The sequence below is a fragment of the Oceanobacter kriegii DSM 6294 genome (assembly GCF_000422845.1).
GTDB classification, from domain to species: domain Bacteria; phylum Pseudomonadota; class Gammaproteobacteria; order Pseudomonadales; family Oceanobacteraceae; genus Oceanobacter; species Oceanobacter kriegii.
Genome location: NZ_AUGV01000007.1, coordinates 60,982 through 82,264 on the forward strand (window position 1 = coordinate 60,982; position 21,283 = coordinate 82,264).

Below are 21,283 nucleotides of genomic sequence, written 5' to 3' on the forward strand. Positions count from 1 at the left end.
GATGGCAAGGGGTTTGGTCTTGGGGTTAAGTGTTAAGGATCAATTCTGTTCCTGTTGAAGATGAATGGACGCCGTCATGCCTGCACTAAGGTGAACGTCGGCCGGGATGTCATCGAGTTCAATATCGACCGGAATGCGCTGAGCCAACCGAACCCAGTTAAACGTTTGCTGCACCTGCGGCAGCATTTCGCTGTTGGTGGTGGTGTTTGAATTGGCAATACCGCTGCCGATACTGACGACCTTGCCGGTCAATGGCTGTTTGCGTCCCATCAGGAATACCTTGGCAACCTGTCCCGGTTGAATGCCGTGGATTTTGGTTTCTTCAAAATAGCCGGTGACGTAAAAGGAGTCTTTTTTCACCAACGACATCACCGCTGCACCTTGCTGAACGTAATTGCCAGCATTCAGGTTCATGCTGACCAGAGTGCCGTCTTCTGGCGCCAGAATGCGGGTACGGTCGAGGTTGATTTGGTCAGCCGCGAGTTTGGCGCGGGCCAATTCCAGTTGAGCCTTGGCCGAATCCGTCTTGATGCGATAGCTTTCCAGGTCTTCGCTGCTGATGGCATTGGTGTCGGTTAATTTCTGACGACGTTGAAATTGATGCTGAGCCAGCTCCAGCGCGTACTGAGCGGCTTCCAGCTCAGCATTGTCCTGAACAATGGCCGCTTTATAGCGCTTGTCATCCACCTGAAACAGCAGGTCGCCTTTTTTCACCGGCTGGTTGTCTTGCACCGCCAGCTGCGTCACCCAGCCCGAGACATCCGGGGCAATGGTGATAACGTCAGCCCGAACCCGGCCATCACGGGTCCAGGGGGAATACAGGTAGTGATCCCAAACCCATTTGCCAACCATCAGGGCAACAGCCACCAAAACCAGTGTAAGCGCAATTTGTATCGATTTTTTCATGACTTAAAGCTCCCAGATCCAGACCAAAGCACCGACGTAACAGATCAGAACAGCAAGATCGAACCATGCTGGCTTCCACAGGTGTCGGCGAATATTGAGCCTATGCATGATTTTTTGCGTTAGCCAGAGCAACAAAAATGCCAACGGCATAATGACGACCAGAGGGCTAAACAGCAGACCAGCAAACGACACTTCATGCAGCATCAGTGCGACTCCCAATTAATCGAGCAATTCCGCTCGCAGTAGCGCCAGTGCCTCACGGTTAATTTCGTGGGCCATGCCCGGCACAATCGACAGCGACGTTGTAAACCCAAGGGATTTAAGGTGGTTGGAGGCATTGACCGCCTGGTTGGATGCAATGACGGGATCGGCAGCGCCGTGAATAAACGAAAAATGGACGGTTTTGTTGGCCACCGGAGCCATCAGCGGGTAATTGGCCATACGGCCTGATAACGACACGACATGGCCGGCCAGCAGTTCTTCGTACAACACCGATTGCAACGACATGATGGCGCCTTGCGAAAAGCCAATCAGCCGGGTGTGTTCATAACCCACCAGAAACATCGCCTGATAACGGCGAACCCGCTGGATAAACTCTGGCATCACTTCGTTGATACGAGCGGCGCGGTTTTCTTCGGTCACCCCGCTTACCGAAAACCATTGAAGGCCGCCGCCCATATCGAACTCATACGGTGCACCGACTGAGACAATGGCGGCGTTCGGCTTCAAACCACGAATAAACTCGCCGGTCGTCAGCAGGTTGTCGGGGTGACTACCGACTCCATGAAACAGCAGTATAAGTTCGTCAGGCTGTTCCGGGCTGGCGATGATGCGATCCTGATCCATGTTGAAGCTCCCATTTGATGAAACGATGATGCTTCAAACGTAAAGTCAAACCACCTGCGAAACAATGCCTTTTAATTCGGATTAATTGTTCGACTGAGTGGTTGAAACTTTTGATGACTAACGCGTGTCCATGCCTACTTGAGCTGACGAGCTGGTATAGAAGAGCTGCTCAGAGATAACCGGAGTTATTTGCTCTTCCAAATGGTCGCCACGGCTTCATCCGTTCCCAGTGCGCCCACGACCAGACACACCAACGCAACAACCAAAAACACCACACCTGGCAGTAAACCACCGGTCAAACCGCCAGCCACCAGTGCCAAAGAACCCGAGGCCAACAGCAGCATCAAGGCTCCAACCACCATCAGAATGATGCGGTGGGAAGGCTTGTAGATGTATTCGCTTTCGCCCTTCTCAAACAAATTCAGAATCGGCGCAAAGATTTTTCTCAGAACAGCATGCATGGTAATCAAGGTCCAACGGCAGAAGTTACGATGGGCCAGATGCTACCAGACTCCGCCCGCGCCGGCAGCTTTGCCGACTTTGTCGGCTCAGGTACACTGGGCAGCCGCATCCCGCTTCTCAATTCAATAGTCCAGCACACCATGACCGACGATCTTTCCCCATCAACCAGCCCAGTGACTGATACACATACCCAGGTTCCGCCCATCAAGGGCTGGCACGCCCACGTGTACTTTGATGAGCGTACGGTCGAACAAGCCCGACAGCTGTGTCTGAGCGCTGCCGAGATGCTTCCAGATCTGAAAATGGGACGAGTGCATGAAAAGCTGGTGGGGCCGCATCCTGACTGGAGTTGCCAGCTTGCGTTTCTGAACAAGGATTTTGCAGGGGTAATGAGCCACCTGACGATGAACCGTGCCGGCCTGACGGTGTTTATTCATCCGATTACCGGTCAGGACACCATCGACCACAGCCATCGAGCTATCTGGATGGGCGCAATACGCCCCATCAAACTGGAGCGCCTGCCCGATGCCGGTGTTAAGTACGATTTGTTTTAGGATAAAAATCTATTAATTCAAGCCTTCATAAACTGAATCAGACGTTCCGGTTTCAACGGTGGTGAATAGAAAAATCCCTGCATGATGTCGCAGCCCATGTCCTTTAACAGACCAACATGTTCCTGCCGCTCAACGCCTTCTGCCACGGTTTTGAAACCAAAACAGGCCGCCATTTGCACCACCGTGCGGGCCAGATTCAGGTCTTGCTGATTGGTGTCCATGTCGCGCACAAACATTCGGTCGATTTTGAGCACCGAAACCGGCAAATTCTTAAGATACGATAACGACGAATAGCCGGTACCGAAGTCATCAATCGCGATGCTGATGCCCTTCTGCCCAAGTTTGTGCAACTGTTGCAGAGCTTTTTCCATATCCTGCATCAGGCCGGTTTCCGTTACTTCCACCTGAAAATGCTTTGGCTCCAGTGCCGCGCGGTCGAGTTTTTCCAACAGCACATCGGCGAAGGATTCCTGTTGTAGCTGCACTGCCGATACGTTGACCGCCACCTGAAAGTCGAGGTCGACGTCCTCATTCAGCTGCCAGCTGAGCATCTGGTCGATGGCGGCATCGATCACCCAGTCGCCGATTTCCAGAATGTCGCCGGTGGCTTCAGCCAGTGGGATAAATTGATCCGGCGGCACAAAGCCGGTTTCTTCACCATCCCAACGCAACAGTGCTTCTGCACCGCTCACCTTGCCGGTTTCTACGTCAATTTTGGGCTGATATAGCAGAAACAGTTCTTCTTTCTTTACCGCGTGCTGCAAGGCAGCTCGTATGGTGTTCCGTCGTTTCAGGTCGTCTTCCAGCTCGCTGGAATAAGTCCCGACGCTGTTAACGCCAGCAGGCACCGACAATGCCGCCATACGGATCAGTTGTTCGGGGTCGCGGCTATGACGGGTACTGGCGATGCCAATCGATAATTTCAACGTGCAGCGCAAGCCAAAAACGTTGAAGGGCTCGCTCATCAGCTGGATCAGCCGCTCGGCAAGCTCCGTGTCTTTTTGGGCGTCGTCGTTTTCACACACCATCATCCACTCGTAACCGTTCCAGATTCCCCAGAACGTCGACGATGGAATAAACCGCCGCATGCGGTCACGCAAAGCGAGTACTGCGTTGTCGGCGACGTCGTAACCGTTCATCCGGGCCAGGTCATCCAGCCCATTGAACGTCAGGAACATCACTGACAATTCCTTGCCAGCAGCGACCATGCGGGAAATCTGGGTGCTTAGCGCCCGGCGGTTATGCAAACCGGTTAGCGGGTCCTCCACAGACAGTCGCTCCAGCTCTTCGGTACGCTGATGGGCAAGCTCTTCCATCCGCTCGGCACGATTGGTTTGCCAGTTCATGCGATTTTGCAGCCGCAACAGGTTGTCGATGCGTTTCAGAACTTCGGGCTGATCAAACGGCTTGGTCAGAAAATCATGGGCGCCGGATTCCAGCGAGCGCATGCGGGTTTGCAAATCGGTCTGGGCCGTCAGAACAATCACCGGCGGCGCATCCTCGCCCATGTAGCGCAGCAGTTGATCCATCACGTCATGGCCGTCCATATACGGCATACGAATGTCCAGCAGGATCAGATCTCGCTTGGTGTCTTGCACCAACCCCAATACCTTGCGTGAATCGGTACAGCCATGGACGTTGATATAACCCTCTTCGTCCAGCATGTCCTTTAGCAGCTCGACATTCACCGGGTTGTCGTCGACCACCAGAATGTTCGCTCTTTTGGGCATCAGCAGTTTCCTTTTTCCAGCAATTCGTCCACCAACTTCAGCAGCTGGGGAATGTCTACGGGTTTGGTCAGGTACTCATAAAAGCCCGCCTGATTAGCGCGGGTAATATTGGCGGCATAAGCGCCTGCCGACACACCAATCACCGGAATATGCCGGGTGATCGGGTTTTGTTTAAGAATAGCCTGCGCCTGAAAACCGTCGATACCGGGCAGATCGATATCCATCAAAATAATGTCCGGCGGGTTGGCACAGGCCATTTCCAGCCCGATTTCAGCACTGTTAGCGAGTTGCAGCTGGCAGTGGCTGACATCTTCAAAAATGTCTTCCATCAACTGTTGGTTGGCCGGGTTATCTTCGACATACAACACCGTATGGCTGGCCTGATGCTGTTCGCTTTTGCCAATCATTGGAGTTTGTGGCCGGTAACTTGGTGCTGAGTAGTTCTCGGCAATGGGTAGTTGAACCCAGAATCGACTGCCCTCGCCTTCGACGCTGGATGCCCCGATCTCACCGTTCATCAGGCCAATCAGTCGCTTGGTCAGAGCCAAACCAATGCCGGTGCCCTCGATGGCTCCAGACTCTGCACCCAAACGGTTAAACGGCTGAAACAGCAAGTCCATCTTCGACTCGGCAATGCCGATTCCTGTATCCTCAACAGCCATTTCAAGTCGACCGTCGATCATCTTGCGGGTGACGGTAATGGCGCCGCCCTCGCGGTTGTATTTAACGGCGTTGCCAATCAGGTTAATGAACACCTGCTTTAAACGGGTGTAATCCGCCATGACTACCTGGCCTAGGTCACCACTCTGATCGATGGTCAGTTTCAGCTGGGCAGCGCTGGCTAGCGGGCCAACAATCTCCAGTACCTCAGTCAGCACCTGATCGAGGTTGGTTTCTTCAATGCTGAGGGTGATTTTGCCGGATTCGATCTTGGCCAAATCAAGCACGTCGTTGATCAAATCCAGCAAGTGTTTGCCGCTGGCGTATATCTGGTTGACCTGACGGGTCTGGCGGTCATTCAATGGGTGTTTGCTGGACAGCATTAGCTGGGCAAAGCCCAAAATGGAATTCAGCGGCGTTCTTAGCTCGTGGCTCATGGAAGACAGGAAGTCACTCTTCGCCTGGCTGGCGCGCTCTGCCCGCTCACCGGCCAAGCGGACTTCTTCCATGATTTTTTCGCGTTCGGCAAAGCCCCGGTACAGGTTAATCAGCAAGGCACAGGTGGATGTGAAGGGCTCCAACCAGGCAACCAGCTCATCGTCATAGTCTTCCGCGCCGTTGGCAATGGCGTACATCCCCAACAACTTGCCTTGCGACATAATGGGCACACCCAGATATCGATACAGCGCTGGATGGCCCGGTGGAAAGGCACTTTTGCGCATGATGTTCTGAACGTCGTTATCGAGCACGGTTTCGCCATGCACAAACACCTTGCCCAGCATGGTGTCTGCATTGGTAAGTCGCATGTCGCCCGATTTCAGTGCTGCCATTAACCGCCTGGAGTCTTCGCTCCAGGACAGGTCGGTGATTGAGTGAATTTTGAGTGCATTGGTTTCCTGATCGGGAACCAGCTCACCGATGAGCGCGAATTCACTATTGGTTAATTCGCGCAGCGCTTCCATCAGAAAGTCCCACAAACCATCACCCGACAACAGCGCCTGATAGTCGGTCAGGCCGCGGTGCAAAACCGTCAGCAGCTTTTGCTCTCGCTCCACCTGATTGGAAAGCTGAGTGAGCTTGGTAACGTCGTGCTCCACCGCCACCACGCCACGAACACCATCCTGGCTGTCTTTTAACGGCGAATACTTGACCTCAATACGACGGCCGTCATCCAGCCAGTCACGGGTGCTTACCGGCTGGCCGCTGGACAGTACCTTTTGCTCAGCTTCATTGAGTTGTTGCGATGTACCTCGTGCAGCAGCTTCACCTACGTTTTTCAGTGCGGCCGAGTTAGCAATCAGATAGCGGCCGCTGGCGTCTCGAGCATAAAACGGATCGGCATTGGCTTCGATCACCGAGCGCAGCAGCATGCGCTCGTCCTGATGGCGAAGGTCAGCTTTACGCTCGGCACTGGCGGCGGTAACAACGACCAGAAAATCCTTTTCATCCGTCATTCCCTGACCGGGCACTTCACTGACGGCCAAATGCACCGGCACGGACGCGCCGTCCTTGTGGCGCATATAGGTATCAACTCCGGCTATGGGATGCGGCCGTTGCAGATACGTTGATATTTCGTCCGTGACGCGCTCATTAACCGAGGCTTCTGGTGCCAATGCCGAGCAGTTTGAACCAACCAGTTCGGAGGCTTGATAGCCAAGCAGGCTCGCCATATAGGGTGTGACTTCAAGAATGTCGCAGCGGCCGTTCATACGAATCATGCCAGCCGACGAGGCCTCCATCAGCGCATCAGCACACGCCAGGTGGTATGTCTTGGCGGCCGTTTCGGATTCCAGCTGTCGGCTGGTTAGCTGCAGCTGCAACCACTGAACGATGGCATTGGCCAGCTGGCGAGTATGAGAGATTTGGGAATCTGAAGGCTGTGTGTCTGGTTGTCCGTAAACACATAACGAACCGACAGCGATGCGCGATTCAATGCTTAGAGGAACACCCAGATACCAACCGTAATCTCCTGATAATGCAGCACTGGCATAGCGGCCATCATTTTGCGTGTCCGTGATCAGCAGTACATCTTGTTCGCACAAGGTATAGGCTGCCAGCGAGTCCGAACGACCAGCATCTTCTGCTTCAGTACCACAGGATGCACAGCAGGCCACACTACTGGAACCCACCAGATTGACCTGTACCACAGCAGCACCCACCACATCGGCCACCAGAGAGACCATGCTCTGTAGTTCTTTCGACGGCTCCCGAGTGAGCTTGATCAGCTCTTTGGCAAGTTGTAGCCGTTGGACTTCATTGTCGGGGATCGGGACTTGAGACATAACCGCACCAGTTAAACGACCGTTCATAAGGGGACATCTATTTAGTCCAGTGCCTGCTCTGGGTTTCTGGGTGATTGTGAATCACGAAGCCAGTTTGCAGTCCTGACGGGTCAAGTCAAAAACTGGCGACACAGAGTCGGAATCATCCAGAGGCCCCCGAAGGGCGCGGGTTGCCGCTGCACATTGCTGCGTTAGATAACTTGAAAACGACTTGTCATTTCACTGCGTTATCCGCCTTGCTCTGCGAACCGGCAACACTCGCGCAGAGCTGTTCAGGATTGAATAGATGTCCCCATTTAGTTAAGGACAGGAACCTGGCTTTCTCTAGCTGATGCGGATTTTATTTCAGTAAATGGCGGACAAATGACGTATTGGTCAGCTTACAGGGTCCAGTAGCCAGACCTTTTCAGTGGCGGGCGTTTTGCCTTTCATGCCACCCTCGACCTCAACAGATTCCAGTAGCTGAGGGTTGTAGTAAGCGCGGTAGCTCTGATAAACCTCGTCGGCTTCTACTGAAAATGGCGGGCCGGGCATTTTCGACTGATCGTATTCAAAACAGATTAAAAGCTGCGGAGCTGAGCCCGTCAGGGACACAAGATGCTGAGCATACTCGACGCGAACCGCAGCGGGCAGTGCAACCATGGCGGCGCGGTCGTAAACCAAATCAACTGGCCCAAGCAGATCGGCAGTCAGTTTGAAAATATCACCGCTGAAAATACGGATACCGTTCGCTTGCCATAGTTTCAGAGGCTGATCAGCGGCTTCATCTGCGACCACGGTTACATCCGGGGCAACACCAAGCTCGTCGAACAATGCCTGAACGGCTTTTTCACTGAGCTCTGCACCGGCAATGGCGTAGCCCTGCCCTAATAGCCAGGCAATATCCAGGGTTTTGCCACACAAGGGCACAAACACCGTGCCTCCCAAATGCCCCATGCAAGGCCAATTGCGAGTCAGCAAAGGATTTACCTCGCTGTTGTGAAAGCCTATTTCACCGCGCTCCCACTTGCTGTGCCAAAATTCGGCGTCCATGGTCTACTCCTCTGTTCTATAACGGCAGAACCATATCAAACAACGCATGACATCTGTTAATCGCAACACAGCGTGCACGGGGTGTGTAGATATCAGCGAGCTACGTTGGCTTGTGTAATCGAATCGAACAGGTGACGGCGAAAGAAATGGAAAGCGGCTGAGTAAAAGGTCTGGCCCCAAAAAGAGTTAAGAGAAAAAGGACTAAGAGAAAAGGGTTAAGAGAGAGCGAGAAAAAAGTAAGGAAGCCCTGCTGAACGAATCCTTGGACAGTTCAGGGCGTGGCAAGGTCAGTCCAGATCACGCTCGTCACGACGGAACTGGGGATTGATGCGTACCGGTTGAACCGCGCGTTCTCCCTGACGGAAGAAGCCGGAAAAGCCGACAAACAAAACACTCCAAATAACCAACACTGCCAAGGCGGTTGCAATACTCATGGTTGTCTCCTGATTTTGTAATCATTGTTCTACAAGACACATCCTGTTTAGCACGGTTCCGCAGAACCTGTGGCAAGATTAACCCTTTTTGTCAGGAATTTTACAGCGGCGTTACATTTGACCCTTTAAGTGGCCTGATTTAATACATTATTTCATAGACCATCAGGTCTGATTTAAAGCACAAACCAGACCCAATATGTGTCCGGAATCCTCTTATGCGGGCTGCATACCACTGTTTCGATCGTTCCACGGACGCTCGTCCACGATCAGGTGAATCACTGCCGAAAAAGCCCCTACGCCAACACCAACCCACCAAACCAGATTGTAGTTTCCAAACTGATCGTAAAGGCTGCCACCCAGCCACACGCCCAGGAAGCCGCCAATTTGATGCGACAGGAATACCAGTCCGTAGAGGGTTCCCATGTAGCGCAGCCCATAAATTTGAGCGATCAAACCGGACGTTACCGGAACGGTTGCAAGCCATAGCCCACCCATTAGCACAGAGAACAACAGCACACTGAATGGCGTGATAGGCGCCATGATGAATGCCGCAGCAACAACCGTTCGTAATGCGTAAATGCCAACCAGCAAGTATTTTCGGGAGTAAATATTCCCCAGATAGCCGGCCAGGATCGTCCCCATGATGTTGAACACACCAATAAAGGCCAATGCTACTGCCCCCAACGTTGACGTTGAGGTGATGCCCAGAGAGCTAAGAATTCCATGGGGCTCAACGGCCTGACACATTTCGGCGACAAACGCTGGAAAGTGGGCCGTAATAAAAGCCAGCTGGTAACCGCACGAGAAGAACCCCAGGAAAATAAAGATAAAGGTCGGGTCTTTCATCGCCCGCTTTACCACATCGCCGAGGCTTTCTTCCGAGGCCGCAGGCTTAACCGGTGCTGGCACTTTCAGAAAGGTCAGCGCAAACATGGTCACCAGAATAAGTCCGGCAAACACCATAAAGACCTGCTGCCAGGCCATGCTATCCAACAGAAATTGCGCCAGTGGCGGGCCAACCACCTGACCCGCCGAACCCGCCGCGGTCACAATTCCTAGCGCCATTGAGCGATGCTTGTCAGAGGTTGCCCGACCAACCACGGCCAGAATGACCCCAAAACCGGTACCCGCAATACCAAAACCAACCAGCATTTCCAAAAATTGATGCTGACCGGGTGTAATGGCATAACCCGACAAGAACAAACCGACGGCATAGAATACGCCGCCTAATAAAATGGCTTTGCGATCACCATATTTCTCCGCCATGGCACTGAACATCGGCTGACTGATACCCCAAAAGAGGTTCTGCAATGCAATCGCAAACGAGAACTCCGCCCTGAGCCAGCCAAATTCGTCAGCAATAGGAATCTGAAACAAACCAAATGCCGAACGAATAGCAAACCCGACCAGCACAATGACACAGCCTGCGATCAATACCGGGTGTAATAAATTACTGTGCTGACCCGGCGGCAGTGCTGCGCTCTGCGACGCGGAACCTGAAGAAGACGCCATAACCTTTTTCAACCTATAACCAAAAATCACACGGATATTCTAACGACCTGTCACTGCGCCAACAGATACAGTTTGGTTCCGGTTGAGCCATACAGCGGGCATCAACTTGTTGCCCTGGTTGGGCGTTAGGCGCTAGACGTTAGCTGTCAGGCGTTAGATGTTGCCCAGCTTCATTATCGGCCAAAAATGGTCCAAGACATGGGTTGTCATTGGTAGAACACCAGAAAACAGCCTGTTCCACCACCGCTACATCAGCCTGGAGAACAGGAACGAACAGTACGCCATCCAACTGCATTCGGCACATGGATTCAGGCACCAAAGAAACACCGAGTCCCTCAGCCACCAGGTTGACAATGGTCTGTTGCAGCTGAGTCTGTAGCACCACTCGAGGCTCAAATCCCCCAGCCCGACAGGACTCCATCAAGGCACGATGTAACTCAGGGGCAGTTTCAGAAGGAAACGTCACAAAATCATCGTCGGCCAGCAATGCCAGATCCAAAGGCGTGACATCGTTGGATGCCAACCGTTTTACAGCACAGGGGTGTTTGGATGGCATAACAGCGACCATGGATTCAGAATGAATGGTGGTGCAGCGTAGTCCATCAATGAGTTGGTGGGGGTTGAATGGCGGAAAGCTGATGCCTGCGTCCAATTCACCGCTTAACAGCGCGTCGTCCAGATCACTAGGCAACACTTCCTTTAAGTTGATTCTGACGTCCGGCCGTTGCTGCTTAAAACGCGCCAGCAGCTTTGGCACCACACTCCAGGCGGCGCACATGGTGAAGCCAATGGTAATTTCCCCTACTTCGCCACGGTCTGCCGCCCGAACCCGATGAATCGACTGATCAACCTCATCCAGAATCCTACGGGCACTAACCAGAAACACCTCGCCTGCGGGCGTCAGCTCGACGGTACGCGTTCGACGCCGAAATAACTGCACTTGCAAGGTTTCCTCCAGCGCCGCAATTTGGCGACTCAGCGGAGGCTGTGAAATGTGCAGCTTCCTGGCCGCCTCTCCGAAGTGCAGTGTTTCGGCCAGCACCACAAAGGCGTTTAAATGGCGAAGGTTCATGCCGCATAGCTCTCAATACCCTAATAGGTATTAATTTACATAAAAGCAGCATTGGACGGTATCGGGAATCCTATTTATTCTGCCGTCACTCACTGATTGTTACAGGACTCCCCTCTCCGTGTTTGTCCACATCCTTGCCGTTCTGGCGCCGATTTTTGGTTTGATTCTTACAGGTTTCTTGTGCCGTCGCTTTCAATTGATTGGCCCTACGGCAGCGTCCGAGCTGAATCGTTTTGTTGTCTGGTTATGTTTGCCTGCGCTCATTTTTGAATCCACCGCTACCGCTCGGCTGGAAGATATTTGGCACCCCGGTTTTATCTGGGTCACCATCATTGCCACTCTGGGTGTGTTTGCAGCGACCGTTATCTGGAAGTTGTGCAGTGGTCGAGGTCTGGCCAGTGCCAGCATTGACGGACTGGGTGCGGGATACGCTAATACCGGCTACGTCGGTATTCCATTATGTTTACTGGTGCTGGGCGATGAGGGCCTTGAGCCAGCATTGATCGCCAGCCTGATTGTGGTGTGCCTGCTGTTTGCACTGGCTGTTGTTCTGATTGAAGTGGGCTTGCAAACGGAAAAGCGCCTCTGGCCTGCTGTTCGCAAGGTTTCTCTGGCGCTGGCTAAAAACCCGCTGGTGGTAACGCCCATTATTGGTGGTTTATGGAATGTCCTGGATATTGGACTGAATCAACCAGCCATGACATTTCTGGATATGCTAGGAGGTGCGACGACGCCTTGTGCGCTGGTATCGTTGGGGGCGTTTTTGGCTGCAAAACACACCGGCAGTACCAATGGTGCGTACGGGCTGGTGGCGCTCAAGCTGGTGGTCCACCCACTCATCACCTGGATATTGGCCTACCATGTTTTTCACTTGCCGGAATTTTGGGCCAAAGCCGCAGTCTTGCTGGCGGCACTGCCAACGGGTACGGGACCATACATGCTGGCTGAGCTGTATCAGAGAGAACCTGCCGTGGTATCAAGAACGATCCTGTTCTCTACCGTCGGCTCATTGGTGAGTTTGTCGGTACTTCTGGCATGGCTCTGAATCAGTACCATACCAGCGAGGCCGGGCTATTCCCGGCCTGGTTCAGATTTTTCAGATGCTCAGTTTTTGGCCGAGTTGGCAAAAACGGAGACCGATTCAACGGCTTGCTGTACACCGTCGCGGATCTTAATAATTACCTCACCCGCCTGACCAGCCAACTCTACGCCGGTTTGAGCCTGGCTCTCACACGAACTCATGGATTTCACCGAGGAATCAATACCTGACTGGATCTTGCTGATCATGTCAGAGATTTCTTGGGTCGAGTCACTGGTACGTGCCGCCAACTGACGCACTTCGTCGGCGACCACCGCAAATCCACGTCCCTGCTCACCGGCACGAGCCGCCTCAATGGCCGCGTTCAATGCCAGCAGGTTCGTTTGGTCGGCAATGCCGCGAATGGAGTTAACAATGGCGGTAATTTGTTCGGATGTTTTGCCCAGATCTGCAATCGCACTGGCAGTGGTGGTTACGCTGTCGGCAATGCGGCGCATTTCTTCGGCAGCGTTCTGAATCACCACGGTTCCATCACTGGCTGTTTCGAGCGTACCGGAAGCAATTTCGTGTGCGCCAGCAGCACGTCTGGCATCGGCCATTGCCTGATCCACGTGTGGCGTGATGTCGGTGGCAAACTTGATCACCTTGGTTACCTTGCCGGAAATATCAACGACCGGACTGTAGGAGGCCTCCAGCCATACCGTCTTACCTGAACGATTTACTCGCTCAAAACGCCCACCAATCGCTCGGCCGGATGCCAGGTCCTGCCACATGCGTTTGTATTCAGACGAATTAGCGAATTCAGGCTTACAGAATGACCGATGGTGCATGCCTTGCAGTTCTTGCAGGCTGTATTCCATAGTGCTGGTGAAGTTGTCATTGGCGGTAATGATGGTACCGTCCGGGTGGAATTCAATCACCGCAGAGGTTCGATTCACCGCGTCGAGGACCGCACGGGTCTCGGCGTTCTTGATCATGTATTCGGTAATGTCGGATGCAAATTTGATCACCGAGCTCACTTTACCGTCAGCATCAAACACCGGGTTATACGTCGCTTCCAGCCAGATTGCATCGCCGTTTTTTCTCAGGCGTTTGAACTGGCCGGACAGCACCTCACCTTGAGCAAGCCGCTGCCAGCCGGTGTTGTACTCGTGGCTTTGGTACACCTCTGGCTCACAGAACATCCGGTGGTGTTTGCCCTGAATTTCCTCAAGCGAATAACCGACCGTATTCAGAAAAATATCGTTGGCTTTAATCACAGTGCCATCAAGATTGAATTCGATGACCGCCATCGAGCGGCATATGGCATCCACAACTGCCTTGTCGTGTGTATGTGCTGGCGTCGCCTTGGCCTTGTTTGAGGATTTCGAGAAAAACATGGCAGAACCTCTGGGTGTTTAAGAAACAGCCTAGACCATCTGCCGAAAACAGGGAGTCAAAAACGATAGATTTGATGAAAATTTAAGCTAAAGAATGAAAATTGGATCAATATTGTTGATCCGGCGCATCAATTTTAGCGAACACCTCAACGCTGCCATCCATATTGAGCTGCAACACCTCATACGGCATGAACTTGTCGCCCATTTCCATCCCCGGGCTACCCACAGGCATGGCAGGTACGGTCAATCCCTTGGCTCCTTCTGGCGGCGCTAACAAAAAAACCTCTACCAATTTAGCTGGCACATGCCCTTCAAATACGTACCCCTGCTCTGACACCGCCGTATGGCAGGATCGCATGGCTGGCGGAATCTGATGGAACTGCTTGAGACCGGACAAATCCGGCGCATTGTAGGTATCAACTGTCAGGCCATGGGCTTTGGCATGATCAACCCAGCCCGTACAACAGCCACAGGTAGGCGATTTGTAAACAGCCAACGTACCGGGAGACTGCATTAACGGCCCCTGAAGAGCCTGATTCGCTGCTACAGGCAAAGATGCCAGTAATGCAGCACCCAACAACAGATTTTTCATTGCAAACATGCCTGGTTGTTACTCCGTCAGTGCTTCATGATAAATATCACCGGTCGAGCGAGCTAAAACCTGACTGATGTAATTCAAAGACTCGCCTGTTTCATCCAGCCAACCGTTCACGATGGGCTGGAATTCACTCCAGGCCTTGCGGGAGCCAGAAAACCGTTCCAGCACCCGAAACTCTTTCAGCGCTTTTTCAACGGATGGCGTCAGGATCAGGCTGTCTACTCCCATGCGGCGTAGCCAAATAGCAGCACTTTTGCCACCCAAACGGTCGCCACTGGCTTGAACGCCCAACAGGTTCTCACCAAATTCCCGGGGCTGCCACTGGCTAAAGGCCTGTCCCACTGAACCGTGCTGGCGCTTCAATTCAAGTAACATAACGGCATTACCGCGAAATGCCTTGATCTTGGGCCAGTGTTTGACGATTTTTCCGGTCGCCATCATGGCTTCCAATTGTTCGTCTGACAACGCAGCTACGGCGTCGATGTTAAAGCCTGAAAAAACGTCTTCAAACGAAGGCCACTTTCGATCAACCTGTTCCCAATTGAAGCCCGCCTGCATGACCACTCGGCAGGCTTCTGAAAGCCAGCGTTCATCCGGAATTTCGGCAATATCTTCGACCAACAAGGGAAATTGAAACAGGCTTTTCAGGTGTTCCATACCACCGTGTCGCATTGCGGCTTGATCTTCGATCACAGCAAAAGACGTCATAACACTACCCAGAACATCGCATCCATTAGCGGTCCAGTGTACGCCAGCCAGCGTTCAAATGGCGCTATTTTCTTCACAGGCTTTTATGCCCCGGCGCCTGATTTCAAAACCCGAGGCAGTACACGACAAATGGTGTAAGGTGACAGCCACTTTAATCTTCTGAAAACGATCGCTATAACGTCCACTATGCTCCAGACATCGGTACGCCAACTGTGTGAATTTGCTGCCCGCATCGGCAGTCTGGACCATCGTTATTCGCCATCACCAACTGCCAGAGAAGGCATCCTCGGTCACCAGTGGCTCCAAAGCCAATACCCGGACCACGAAGCCGAACACCCGATAGAAGGCGTGTATGAATCAGTGTCTTCCAGCCCGCCCACGCCATTAACCTTAAAAGGACGCGCAGACCTCTATCGAGCACCACAGGAAGGCCAGCCAGCACAGCTGATTGAAATCAAAACTTTTCGTGGCAGCCCCGACCGAATTAACCCGGGGCAACAGCACCAGCATTGGGCCCAGCTAAAAGTTTACGGCGCACTGGTATGCAAACGGGATGCCTTGGAACAGGTTCATCTTTCACTGGTGTACCTGGACGTCGACAGCAAAGCCCGCCACGAGCAGGAAGATATCCTGAGCGCTGAAGAACTCTGGCAGGCGCTTCAAGAACTGGCCGATGAATGGATTCAATGGCAGCTGAACGAAACCGCCCACCGCCACGAGCGCGATGGCTACTTGAAGCAATTGGCGTTTCTGGAGCAAGGATTTCGCAGCGGCCAAAAGCCCCTCAGCGAAACTGTTTACAAAGCCATTTGCCTGCAAGCCCCTCTGCTACTGGAAGCACCCACCGGTTTGGGCAAAACCCTCGGTGTGATTTTTCCGGCCTTGAAAGCCATGCCGGAAAAACAGCTGGATCGACTGTTCTTTTTAACGGCGCGCACCACCGGTCGACAACTGGCGTTGGATAACCTGAAAAAACTGTTTGGCAAAGACGGCACGCCGCCAATTCGCTCGCTAGAGCTAATCGCCCGTGAGAAATCCTGCGAGCACCCGGAAAACGCCTGTCATGGCGAATCATGCCCTTTGGCTGATGGGTTTTTCGATCGGCTTCCCAACGCGCGGGAACAGGCCGCCGATGCGCGCTGGCTGGATACCGACGCCATCAAAGGCATCGCCCGTCAACATACGCTCTGCCCATACTTTTTAATGCAGGAAATGGCGCGTTGGAGCGATATCGTGGTCGGTGATGTTAACCACTACTTCGATGACGGCGCCATCCTACACAGCCATACCGTCGAAGAAGGATGGCGCAGCGTGGTATTGGTCGACGAGGCCCATAACCTCATTGATCGCGCCCGTGGCATGTATTCGACCACACTGGAACAGCGTCGCTTTGAGGAACCTGCGCAAAAAGCCAGCGGAAAACATGGGCTCAAAGCAGCGTTTGCCAGTGTTCAGAAAGGCTGGCAGCAACTGGAAGACCTGATTTTTCCGGATTATCAGGCGCTATTTGGAACTGAAGAAGAATCCACAGAAGATAACGGTATAAGCTCGATATTCAGCGACGAGCTGCCGGACACATTGGTTCAGCCCATTTCTCAACTCAGCTCTGCACTTGCCAAAAGCCTGGCCGACAAGCCGGAAGACCAGCTACTGCAACAAGCCTTGTTCGACTGCCTTGGCTTTTTACGGCTGGCAGAACGTTATGGCCCTCACTCGGTAGTAGAGATCACACGGGAAGAACACGACAGCGGCGAGCTATGGGCCACCAGCCATTTAACGCTGACTATTTACAACCTGATTCCAGCCGATTTCCTCAAACCAAAGTTTGAAGATTCGGCCGCCAGTATTCTGTTTTCAGCCACATTGCAGCCATCGGTTTACTACCGGGACATGCTGGGCATGCCGGAAAACACTCGCGATGTACAAACCAGCGGGCCGTTCAATAAACAGCAAATGACACTCGGCTTCCCGGACATCGACACCCGCTACAACCGGCGAGAGCAAAACCACCTTAAGCTGGCCACTACCCTGCTTAATAACTACCGGCAACGGCCCGGAAACCACCTGATTTTCTTCAGTAGCTTCAGCTATCTGCACACCATTGCCAAAGCGGTGGCGTCGTTGGACAGCGACGTCAACATCCTCAAGCAGAATCCAACCATGAGCGAAGCCCAGCGGCAGTCCTTTATCCAAACCTTCCGGCGTAAACGCAACTTGATGGGATTTGCGGTGCTGGGCGGTGTTTTCTCGGAAGGCATCGACTTGCCCGGCGATGAGCTAAATGCCGTTACCGTTATCACGCTGGGCTTACCACCCTCTGACCGCTTACACAAAATACTGGAAGAACGCATCAAACAGCGTTTTGGTGACGAACACGGCTACAACTACACCTGGCTTTACCCGGGTATGCGAAAAGTCGTTCAGGCCGCAGGCCGTTTGATTCGGACACCGGAGGACACCGGCTGGATTGATTTGATCGACCCGAGATACAGCAGGCCCGAAGTGCGGGCACTGCTGCCGGATTGGTGGTTTAAGGAATAACCACCGAATACGGGAGGCATGTTGCACAAGCAGCCTCCCGGTGTGATCGAGCGACGCTGGCGTCAGGCCAGCTCGTCCACGGCTACTTTGTAGTTTGGATCTTCGATCACGTTCACATCACACTGGTTGCCCGCTTTCTTCAACAGCTGGCGACATTCTGCTGACAAGTGCAGCAGATGCAGTTCCTTGCCGGCTTCGGCGTAACGCTCGGCCAGTGTGTCGATGGCTTCCAGCGCAGAATGGTCCCAAACGCGGCTGTCGGCGAAATCGACCAAAACTTTTTGAGGGTCGTTTTCGATATCGAAAATATCGCGGAAAGCTGAAATAGAGCCGAAGAAAACCGGGCCATCCAGCTTGTACAGTTTGGCACCATCCGGCTGCATCTGGCTGCGGGAGTTGATGCGCTGTGCAGCTTTCCAGGCGAATACCAGGGCCGACACAATCACACCGATGATCACCGCAATGGCCAGGTCAGTCAGTACGGTAACAACGGTCACCAGCACCAGCACGAACAGGTCATGCTTTGGAATCTTGCCAATCATGCGGAAAGACGCCCATTCAAAGGTGCCGATGACCACCATGAACATCACGCCCACCAGCGCAGCGATTGGGATTTGCTCGATCAGCGGTGACGCAAACAGAATAAAGCTCAGCAGGAACAAGGCCGCCGCAATGCCAGACAGGCGGCCACGACCACCAGACGATACGTTAATCATGGACTGGCCAATCATGGCGCAACCGCCCATACCGCCGATGAAGCCGGTCGCAACGTTCGCAACACCTTGAGCCACACATTCTTTGTTACCACGACCACGAGTGTTGGTCATTTCATCAATCACGGTCACGGTCAGCAGCGATTCAATCAAACCAATAGCGGCAAAGATGATGGAGTACGGCAGAATAAACATCAGGGTTTCAAACGTGAACGGTACGTTTGGAACCGCAATTTCAGGCAGGCCGCCGGCAATTGAAGCCAGGTCGCCCACGGTTTTGGTGTCCAAGTCCAGGCCAAACGCAATCAGCGATGCAACCAGAATACCCGCCAGAGCAGACGGAACGGCTTTGGTCAGTTTTGGCAGGTTAATGGTGATGAACATGGTCAGCGCAATCAGGCCCAGCATGATCCACAGCTGCATGCCACTGAACCATTCACCGGACAGCCAGCCCCACTTACCTTCTGGCGTAGACACCTGCAATTGCGGCAGCTGTGCCAGGAAAATCACGATGGCCAAACCATTCACGAAGCCCAGCATCACAGGGTAAGGCACCAAACGAATAAACTTGCCCAGCTTCATGGCTCCGAAGGTGACCTGAATAACCCCCATTAGCACCACGGCTGCAAACAGATACTGCGGCCCCATGCCCGAGCCAAAGTCTCGTTCAGCCTCGGCAACCAACGCCACCATAACCACCGCCAACGCACCTGCGGCACCGGAAATCATGCCCGGACGACCACCGATACAGGCAGTGATCAAACCCACCATAAAGGCGGCATACAGACCTACCAGCGGATGAACGCCAGCAACAAAAGCAAAAGCAACGGCTTCTGGCACCAAAGCCAGAGCAACCGTCAGGCCGGATAACACATCATTCTTGATGTTCGGCGAGAAGGTTTGAGCAAACTCCTTGAAGAAGAGCATCGAATAACCACCCGAATAAGCGAGGAATTGGAAGTTTCAGGGGCCCTCTGAATAGTTCTGCACAGCTCTGCGCGAGCACTGCACGTTGTCATTGGCTCTTTACAACCCCGCGGCGAATGCAGCGGGATGGCGAGACCTTTCAACTTCCAACACCGAGCTATTCAGAGGGCCCCTAGCAAGCCGCGCACTATACCAGCGTCGGCAGGCAAATTCAGGGGAATTGGCGGGAAGGTGGGCCAGGCAAACGGAATGGCCTACAAAGGCACGAAAAATCGTCAGGGTGACCGTTTTGAAATTCACTTGAAGCAGACAAGCCACCCGGAATCGTTCGCTATTTAAACGATTCCGGACGTTTTAGTCGGCTTCGGTGCCGTTTTTACGGGTAGCTGTTTATATATACAGTGCCAGATCCATAAGACATTACATCAACCACTTCCACCAAATAAACAAGGCGACAAACCCAGCCAGATACAGCAATCCGCAAATCGCCAGCAGGTTCAGCCCCTTCCCGCTCTGCAAGTCATCAGGCAGTGCTGTTCGCTTGATCAAAACGTAGTTCAGCAGCGCCACAAACGGGGCAGCGACAAAACCAACAGTCATGGCGAAATTGAGCATAGCCAACAGCGACGATGTCCAAACCACCACAATCGCCAGCGCCACCGCAGCAATGACCAGAATCCAGAAACCCAACCAGCGTTCGTTTGAAGCAGGTTGCCCTCTCAGAATCAGGCTCTGGGTTTCGGCCAGCACCCGCCCATAGCCGTCCAGCACAGTGAGCATACTGCCGAAAATACAAAAGAAGGCGATCACTGCGATCAGTGTTTTGGACCAGTCACCAATGGTATTGGTATAGAGGCTGATCAACTGATTGGTAAAGCCTACCCCGCCTTTGGCCAGCTCGACGCCGGTGCCATACAGCAACATGGAACCCAACGACAGGAACACAATGGCCAACAATGCCGTGGCAATGTAGCCAACGTTGAAATCCAGCAAGGCAGATTTTCCCGTCACGTCAGGGTTTTCAGACATTTGCTGCTTAAGCCACAGTGACGTAATCGCCGAGATATCGATTGTGGTTGGCATCCATCCCATGGTGATCACCAGAAAGCCCAGCGCCGACAACTCCCAGGCCGACGGCAATTCGCTTTGCGGCACCACCACACTGCTGCCGCCGGTTTCACCAAAGGCAATGATCATGGCCAACACGGTCGCAATGCTCAGCGTCACCATAATGGCCTTGGAGATCGTATCCAGCGCCTTGTAATGGCCCATAAAGAGAATCGCCAAACAAATTGCAATCACCGCCGCAGACAACCAGGCAATCGAAATCCCTGCTGGTACGAAGTACACCAGCAGGTTGGCGCTGAAAATCAACAAGGCGGCGGAGTTAACAAACGCCGCGATCAAACACAGCACGGTGAAAGCGTACAGGTACTCGCGTCCCATGCGAGCGTAACCCTGCACCAGGCTTTCGCCCGTTCCAGCGGTGTATTGAACCGCAGCTCTGAAGAACGGATATTTGAACAGGTTAACCAGTAGAATCAGTATTGCCAGCTGCCAGCCATATTTGGCACCAGCCTGGGTGGAAGCAACCAGATGAGAGCCTCCCACACAACAAGCGGCAGTGACGATGCCGGGGCCAAAAGAAGATAAAACGCGAGCAAATCCATCGTTGCCAGACCGGGCGTCGGCGATCTCCATGAGGGGTTCCTGTTGGAAAAATAAGCGGGCGCATATAGTACGCAGAAATTCTGGATGGAGATATCAAAGGGCGGGATGGCCGTCAGGAATAGTCTGTTCAGATGATGTGACGGCTGTCGTTAGAAAGCACTATCGGTTCTCTCATTGCTCCAATGATCTTAAATTATCTAAAAATATCAAAGAGTTA

18 protein-coding genes are annotated in these 21,283 nt (G+C 53.1%); 3 read left to right on the forward strand and 15 right to left on the reverse strand.

The window, feature by feature from the left end; all coding sequences use genetic code 11:
- Window positions 1-39: 39 nt before the first annotated feature.
- The 4 genes from G516_RS0105595 to G516_RS0105610 all read right to left on the reverse strand — a co-directional run bounded on the left by G516_RS0105595 (window position 40) and on the right by G516_RS0105610 (window position 2,213).
- The gene (locus G516_RS0105595; protein ID WP_028292831.1) at window positions 40-906 is read right to left on the reverse strand and encodes an efflux RND transporter periplasmic adaptor subunit; all 867 of its coding nucleotides are present in this window, start codon (window positions 904-906) and stop codon (window positions 40-42) included.
- 3 nt (window positions 907-909) lie between these two features.
- Window positions 910-1,110, reverse strand: coding sequence for a DUF1656 domain-containing protein (locus tag G516_RS0105600; RefSeq protein ID WP_028292832.1), 201 nt, complete (start codon window positions 1,108-1,110; stop codon window positions 910-912).
- A gap of 15 nt (window positions 1,111-1,125) precedes the next feature.
- Entirely contained in the window at window positions 1,126-1,752 is a 627-nt protein-coding gene (gene ypfH / locus G516_RS0105605) for an esterase (protein ID WP_028292833.1), read from the reverse strand.
- 185 nt (window positions 1,753-1,937) lie between these two features.
- Window positions 1,938-2,213 carry a hypothetical protein gene (locus G516_RS0105610; protein WP_028292834.1) on the reverse strand — a complete coding sequence of 92 codons (276 nt, stop codon included), beginning with the start codon at window positions 2,211-2,213 and terminating at the stop codon, window positions 1,938-1,940.
- 30 nt (window positions 2,214-2,243) lie between these two features.
- Here G516_RS0105610 and G516_RS0105615 point away from each other — a divergent pair, with 30 nt between their 5' ends.
- Window positions 2,244-2,768 carry a DOPA 4,5-dioxygenase family protein gene (locus tag G516_RS0105615; RefSeq protein ID WP_245582619.1) on the forward strand — a complete coding sequence of 175 codons (525 nt, stop codon included), beginning with the start codon at window positions 2,244-2,246 and terminating at the stop codon, window positions 2,766-2,768.
- Window positions 2,769-2,785: 17 nt separating this feature from the next.
- Here G516_RS0105615 and G516_RS0105620 read toward each other — a convergent pair whose 3' ends face one another.
- The 6 genes from G516_RS0105620 to G516_RS0105645 all read right to left on the reverse strand — a co-directional run bounded on the left by G516_RS0105620 (window position 2,786) and on the right by G516_RS0105645 (window position 11,490).
- Window positions 2,786-4,498, reverse strand: a complete 1,713-nt coding sequence (locus G516_RS0105620; protein ID WP_028292836.1) for an EAL domain-containing response regulator — start codon at window positions 4,496-4,498, stop codon at window positions 2,786-2,788.
- Entirely contained in the window at window positions 4,498-7,440 is a 2,943-nt protein-coding gene (locus tag G516_RS23740) for an ATP-binding protein (protein WP_169449494.1), read from the reverse strand. Before G516_RS23740 ends, G516_RS0105620 begins: the two co-directional genes overlap by 1 nt.
- 375 nt (window positions 7,441-7,815) lie before the next feature.
- Window positions 7,816-8,472: a thiopurine S-methyltransferase gene (gene tmpT, locus G516_RS0105630; protein WP_028292837.1), complete on the reverse strand. Its 657-nt coding sequence runs from the start codon at window positions 8,470-8,472 to the stop codon at window positions 7,816-7,818.
- Between the two features lie 287 nt (window positions 8,473-8,759).
- Entirely contained in the window at window positions 8,760-8,906 is a 147-nt protein-coding gene (locus tag G516_RS24600) for a hypothetical protein (protein ID WP_156878960.1), read from the reverse strand.
- Between the two features lie 213 nt (window positions 8,907-9,119).
- Complete coding sequence (locus G516_RS0105640) at window positions 9,120-10,418, reverse strand: MFS transporter (RefSeq protein ID WP_036534792.1); 1,299 nt, start codon at window positions 10,416-10,418, stop codon at window positions 9,120-9,122.
- A 139-nt stretch (window positions 10,419-10,557) separates the two neighbouring features.
- On the reverse strand, window positions 10,558-11,490 hold the full coding sequence (locus G516_RS0105645) for a LysR family transcriptional regulator (RefSeq protein ID WP_028292839.1): 933 nt from the start codon (window positions 11,488-11,490) through the stop codon (window positions 10,558-10,560).
- Window positions 11,491-11,608: 118 nt separating this feature from the next.
- Here G516_RS0105645 and G516_RS0105650 point away from each other — a divergent pair, with 118 nt between their 5' ends.
- Complete coding sequence (locus G516_RS0105650) at window positions 11,609-12,535, forward strand: AEC family transporter (protein ID WP_028292840.1); 927 nt, start codon at window positions 11,609-11,611, stop codon at window positions 12,533-12,535.
- Between the two features lie 59 nt (window positions 12,536-12,594).
- On the opposite strand, the gene G516_RS0105655 is transcribed toward G516_RS0105650, so the two are convergent.
- The 3 genes from G516_RS0105655 to G516_RS0105665 form a co-directional block, all read right to left on the reverse strand.
- Entirely contained in the window at window positions 12,595-13,908 is a 1,314-nt protein-coding gene (locus tag G516_RS0105655; protein ID WP_028292841.1) for a methyl-accepting chemotaxis protein, read from the reverse strand.
- A 106-nt stretch (window positions 13,909-14,014) separates the two neighbouring features.
- The gene (locus G516_RS0105660; protein WP_028292842.1) at window positions 14,015-14,509 is read right to left on the reverse strand and encodes a DUF411 domain-containing protein; all 495 of its coding nucleotides are present in this window, start codon (window positions 14,507-14,509) and stop codon (window positions 14,015-14,017) included.
- 9 nt (window positions 14,510-14,518) lie between these two features.
- Window positions 14,519-15,214, reverse strand: coding sequence for a DNA-3-methyladenine glycosylase I (locus G516_RS0105665; protein WP_028292843.1), 696 nt, complete (start codon window positions 15,212-15,214; stop codon window positions 14,519-14,521).
- 186 nt (window positions 15,215-15,400) lie between these two features.
- Here G516_RS0105665 and G516_RS0105670 point away from each other — a divergent pair, with 186 nt between their 5' ends.
- Window positions 15,401-17,755, forward strand: coding sequence for an ATP-dependent DNA helicase (locus G516_RS0105670; protein ID WP_028292844.1), 2,355 nt, complete (start codon window positions 15,401-15,403; stop codon window positions 17,753-17,755).
- Window positions 17,756-17,817: 62 nt separating this feature from the next.
- On the opposite strand, the gene G516_RS0105675 is transcribed toward G516_RS0105670, so the two are convergent.
- Together G516_RS0105675 and G516_RS0105685 are read right to left on the reverse strand one after the other, a co-directional pair.
- Entirely contained in the window at window positions 17,818-19,395 is a 1,578-nt protein-coding gene (locus G516_RS0105675; RefSeq protein ID WP_051218981.1) for a SulP family inorganic anion transporter, read from the reverse strand.
- Window positions 19,396-19,815: 420 nt separating this feature from the next.
- Window positions 19,816-21,096, reverse strand: coding sequence for an NRAMP family divalent metal transporter (locus G516_RS0105685; RefSeq protein ID WP_051218982.1), 1,281 nt, complete (start codon window positions 21,094-21,096; stop codon window positions 19,816-19,818).
- Between the last annotated feature and the right edge of the window lie 187 nt (window positions 21,097-21,283).